The 3,790-nt window shown below is 43.0% G+C and carries 4 protein-coding genes; 3 read left to right on the plus strand and 1 reads right to left on the minus strand.

All coding sequences use genetic code 11. The features are described from left to right. Positions 1-88: 88 nt before the first annotated feature. Positions 89-1,393 carry a Na+/H+ antiporter family protein gene (locus tag ACOEN1_RS13200; protein ID WP_422487359.1) on the minus strand — a complete coding sequence of 435 codons (1,305 nt, stop codon included), beginning with the start codon at positions 1,391-1,393 and terminating at the stop codon, positions 89-91. Positions 1,394-1,698: 305 nt separating this feature from the next. Here ACOEN1_RS13200 and ACOEN1_RS13205 point away from each other — a divergent pair, with 305 nt between their 5' ends. From ACOEN1_RS13205 to ACOEN1_RS13215, 3 genes are all read left to right on the plus strand, one after another. Continuing rightward, complete coding sequence (locus ACOEN1_RS13205; RefSeq protein WP_422487360.1) at positions 1,699-2,526, plus strand: diaminopimelate epimerase; 828 nt, start codon at positions 1,699-1,701, stop codon at positions 2,524-2,526. Between the two features lie 112 nt (positions 2,527-2,638). Next, on the plus strand, positions 2,639-3,070 hold the full coding sequence (locus tag ACOEN1_RS13210; protein ID WP_422487361.1) for a MarR family winged helix-turn-helix transcriptional regulator: 432 nt from the start codon (positions 2,639-2,641) through the stop codon (positions 3,068-3,070). Between the two features lie 22 nt (positions 3,071-3,092). Beyond that, on the plus strand, positions 3,093-3,698 hold the full coding sequence (locus tag ACOEN1_RS13215) for a nitroreductase family protein (RefSeq protein ID WP_422487362.1): 606 nt from the start codon (positions 3,093-3,095) through the stop codon (positions 3,696-3,698). Positions 3,699-3,790 lie beyond the last annotated feature (92 nt).

Raw genomic sequence — 3,790 nt, forward strand, 5'->3', positions numbered from 1 at the left:
TTTTTTGATAAAAAAACAGCACCCTCTCTTCAGAGTGTGCTGTTTTTTCAAAAGGGGCTATTTCCCGACAGCCCCTTAAAACATTTTATTAAAGAATCAGTGCTGCAATTGTACCCATGATGATCAGTGGGATGTTAAAGTGCAGGAATGTTGGCACACAAGTGTCCCAGATGTGGTCATGCTGACCATCAACATTAAGTCCCGCCGTAGGTCCAAGGGTACTGTCTGATGCAGGTGAACCTGCATCTCCAAGGGCTCCTGCCGTACCGATCAGTACAATTATTGCCGCCGTACTGAATCCCAGCTCCATTCCAAGTGGGACAAATATGGTTGCAAGTATTGGAATTGTTCCAAAGGAAGTTCCAATACCCATAGTTATAACAAGTCCAATCAGAAGCATCACAAAAGCCGCTATCAGCTTGCTTCCACCCATGATGCCAACGCTGGCCTGAACAAGGGCGTCAACTCCGCCTGTAGCCCTGATAACAGAACCGTAGCCAGAGGCAACAAGCATTACAAATGCAATAAAGCCCATGATTCCAATTCCACCCTTTACAACATCATCGATATCCTCTCTCTTGAATGCCCCAAAGGCAAGCATGATTATCAGACCTACAATGGCTCCAAGGGGAAGTGAACCAACCCGAAGCTGAATCACAAAGGCAGCCACAGCACCAATAAGGGCGCCAATGTGTTCCTTGGTGAACTTTGATTCTGAAGTATACTCAGTAGCTACTTCAACTGCATGGATATCCTCATATTCTCTGGGTTTTCTGTAAGTTATGAATACTGCAATTATAAGGCCGACCACCATGCCCAGTCCTGGGAATATCATTGACTTCCACACTTCAGTGCTCTCAACCATCAGACCGTTGTCAATCATTGCATTTGCAATTATCCCATGGAATATAAGTCCAAATCCAACTGGAAGAGTAACATATGGGGCCTTAAGACCAAAGGTCAAGGCAGTTGCAACTGCTCTTCTGTCAATCTTCAACTTGTTCATTACAACAAGCAATGGTGGAATAAGTATTGGAATAAAGGAAATGTGAACCGGAATAAGGTTCTGTGACAATGAAGCAATTGCCGCAATCAGCAAAACAAAAACAACCTTCTTTTCCTTGATAAGTGCTCCGATCTTAAGGGCTAGAATCTCTGCAGCTCCGGTCTTTCCAATTGCATAAGCCAGTGCTCCCAGCAAAATATAGGAAAGGGCAGTTTCGGCGTTGCCTCCCATTCCGCCAATCAGCGTTGACATGGTTTCCTGTAAACCAAGTCCCGCCAGTACACCGCCTGTAAGAGCAGCAATAAGAAGTGCCAATAGAACATTTACTTTGACAAGGCTAAGTCCAAGCATAACAATAACTGATAATAATACCGGATTCGTTAACATTTGCTCACCTCTTTAACTTTTATTTTTGTAGCATCAATAAATGAAACCCAGACTCACCTCCTATGAGCAGCCAATGTAAACAGCTGCAGCCAGTCCCTTGAAATTCCGCTTTCAGTAGTACATCAATACTGTAAGCTGATGCTTTAATTAGATATTAACATAATTCAAATCTGGATTCAATACAAATTAGCGTGACACTGTATTGGAGAGCTATTGGGCTAGTCTTGAAACAATATTTAAGTAAATAGCGGGAAATTTTGCAGAAATCTTGATATAATAAAGCAAATATAGGACGAGGTGATGGAATGAAGCTTCATTTTGTAAAGATGAACCCTGTTGAGAATATGACCATATTTGTGCTGGACCAGTTGCCAAGAGAGTCTTACCATCAAATTGCAAACAAACTGATGGACTATTCAAATGTACACGGAGAACAAGTAGGTTTTGTTGAGACATCAGGTCAGGATAGAAGAGTCAGACTGCAGATGATGGGAGGAGAATTCTGCGGGAATGCATCCAGGTCTCTGGCGGCTTATCTTACGGCAAGCGGGCACCCCTTGGCTGAAAAGAAGGGTGATAAGTACCACCTTCAATTTGAGGTTTCCGGCATGGACAGCCCTGTAAGATGCATTGTAAAGGCTGAGGAGGGACAGGATGAGTTTACTTCAGGAATACATATGCCCCTCCCATCAAGGATATCAAAGGTCCAATTGGAATCCGAATCAACAGCAATAGACTCCATAAGGGTTGACTTCCAGGGAATAAGCCATTTTATTGTGGATTCCAAGAAAATAGGTGACGAAATAGAGGTATACAACCAAATCAAGAAGGAAATGGAGAAGGAGGACTTTCATGCTTTTGGAGTCATGTTTTATGATTATGATAAGGAGTTTCTAAAGCCACTGGTCTATGTCAGGGAAACAGACAGTCTCTACTGGGAAAGAAGCTGCGCCTCTGGAAGCTGCGCAGTTGCCAGTGCCCTGTCATTTCAGGACAAGAGGGCAACAACAAGGGATGTATTTCAGCCCGGGGGTAAACTGAGAGTCTCCATCCAAATGGAAGGGGACACATTTACGGGCGTATTCCTTGATGGTCCAGTCCAGTTGGTTGCTGAAGGGATTTGCTATCTTTAGGGGAAAATGTCCACACATTAATTTGTGTGGATTTTTTTCGAAAGATATCTTGACATCAAGATAAATCCTTGATACAATTATCTTGAGTTCGAGATAAATTGGAGGAGTTCTTATGGACAGGAACAATCTTAAGCTAGTAATAGCAATTGCAAGAACACACAGTGTCCTTTTTGGGAAAATCGAAAAGAGCCTGAAAAACCATAACATGTCAATAAGTGAATTCGGTGTACTTGAGTTTCTCTACCACAAGGGTAGACAACCGGTACAGCAGGTTGCAGAAAAGATCCTTGTAACAAGCGGAACCATAACCTATGTGCTGGACAAGCTAACTGAAAAAGGGCTGGTCTACAGGGAGAAGTGTCCCCAGGACAAGAGGAAGTTTTATGTGGACCTTACTGAAGATGGAAAGAGCCTGATTAGAGAGATTTTTCCGCAGCATGAAATCTTTCTTGAGAAACTCTTTAACAAGGTTGACCAAAAGACAAAGGAAGAAATGATTGAATCCTTGTTTTCTCTGAAGGAATCAATAGAGGATATAGAATAATAAATAACAGGAGGAATTGAAAATGACCAAGAACTATTATGAAGCCATTAAGGAAAGAAGAAGCGTATACAATTTAACAAGAGAGGCAACAATACCCGAGGAGAGAATCAGGGAGATAGTTGAGTATTCCCTTGACCATACTCCATCTGCATTCAACTCACAGACCGGAAGGGTTGTGATGCTCTTTGGCAAGGACCACGACGACTTTTGGGAAATGACAAAATCATCCCTTAAGGCAATCCAGCCAGAGGAAAGACACAAGGACACGGAGGAAAAACTGGAAGGGTTCAGAAACTCCTATGGTACGGCCTTGTTCTTTGAGGACTATGATACAATTGAAAGCCTGCAGAGCAAATTCGAGGCCGTAAAGGACAACTTCCCCCTTTGGTCATACCAGTCTTCGGGGATGCTCCAGTACAATGTTTGGACCTCACTGTCAGCTGAAGGCATGGGAGCCTCACTACAGCATTATATAGACCCTGTTGAGGAAGAGATCAAGAGCAAGTGGAATCTTCCTGGAAAGTGGAAACTGATGGCTCAGATGCCATTTGGAAAGCCTGCCTCACCTGCAGGTGACAAGGAAATAATGGAAGCGTCAAGTAAGCTTAAAGTATTTGGAATCAACTAAATACAACCCTCCCAGAAAAAGGGGCTGTCGGGAAATAGCCCCTTTTGAAAAAACAGCACACTCTGAAGAGAGGGTGCTGTTTTTTTATCAAA

The sequence above is a fragment of the Gudongella sp. DL1XJH-153 genome, from assembly GCF_049310905.1.
In the GTDB taxonomy this organism is placed as follows: domain Bacteria; phylum Bacillota; class Clostridia; order Tissierellales; family Tissierellaceae; genus Gudongella.

Bases quoted from the DNA above. Each gene is read 5' to 3' on its own strand.
- ACOEN1_RS13200 (WP_422487359.1), bottom strand. From the start codon at position 1,393: ATGTTAACGAATCCGGTATTATTATCAGTTATTGTTATGCTTGGACTT.
- ACOEN1_RS13215 (WP_422487362.1), top strand. From the start codon at position 3,093: ATGACCAAGAACTATTATGAAGCCATTAAGGAAAGAAGAAGCGTATAC.
- ACOEN1_RS13210 (WP_422487361.1), top strand. From the start codon at position 2,639: ATGGACAGGAACAATCTTAAGCTAGTAATAGCAATTGCAAGAACACAC.
- ACOEN1_RS13205 (WP_422487360.1), top strand. From the start codon at position 1,699: ATGAAGCTTCATTTTGTAAAGATGAACCCTGTTGAGAATATGACCATA.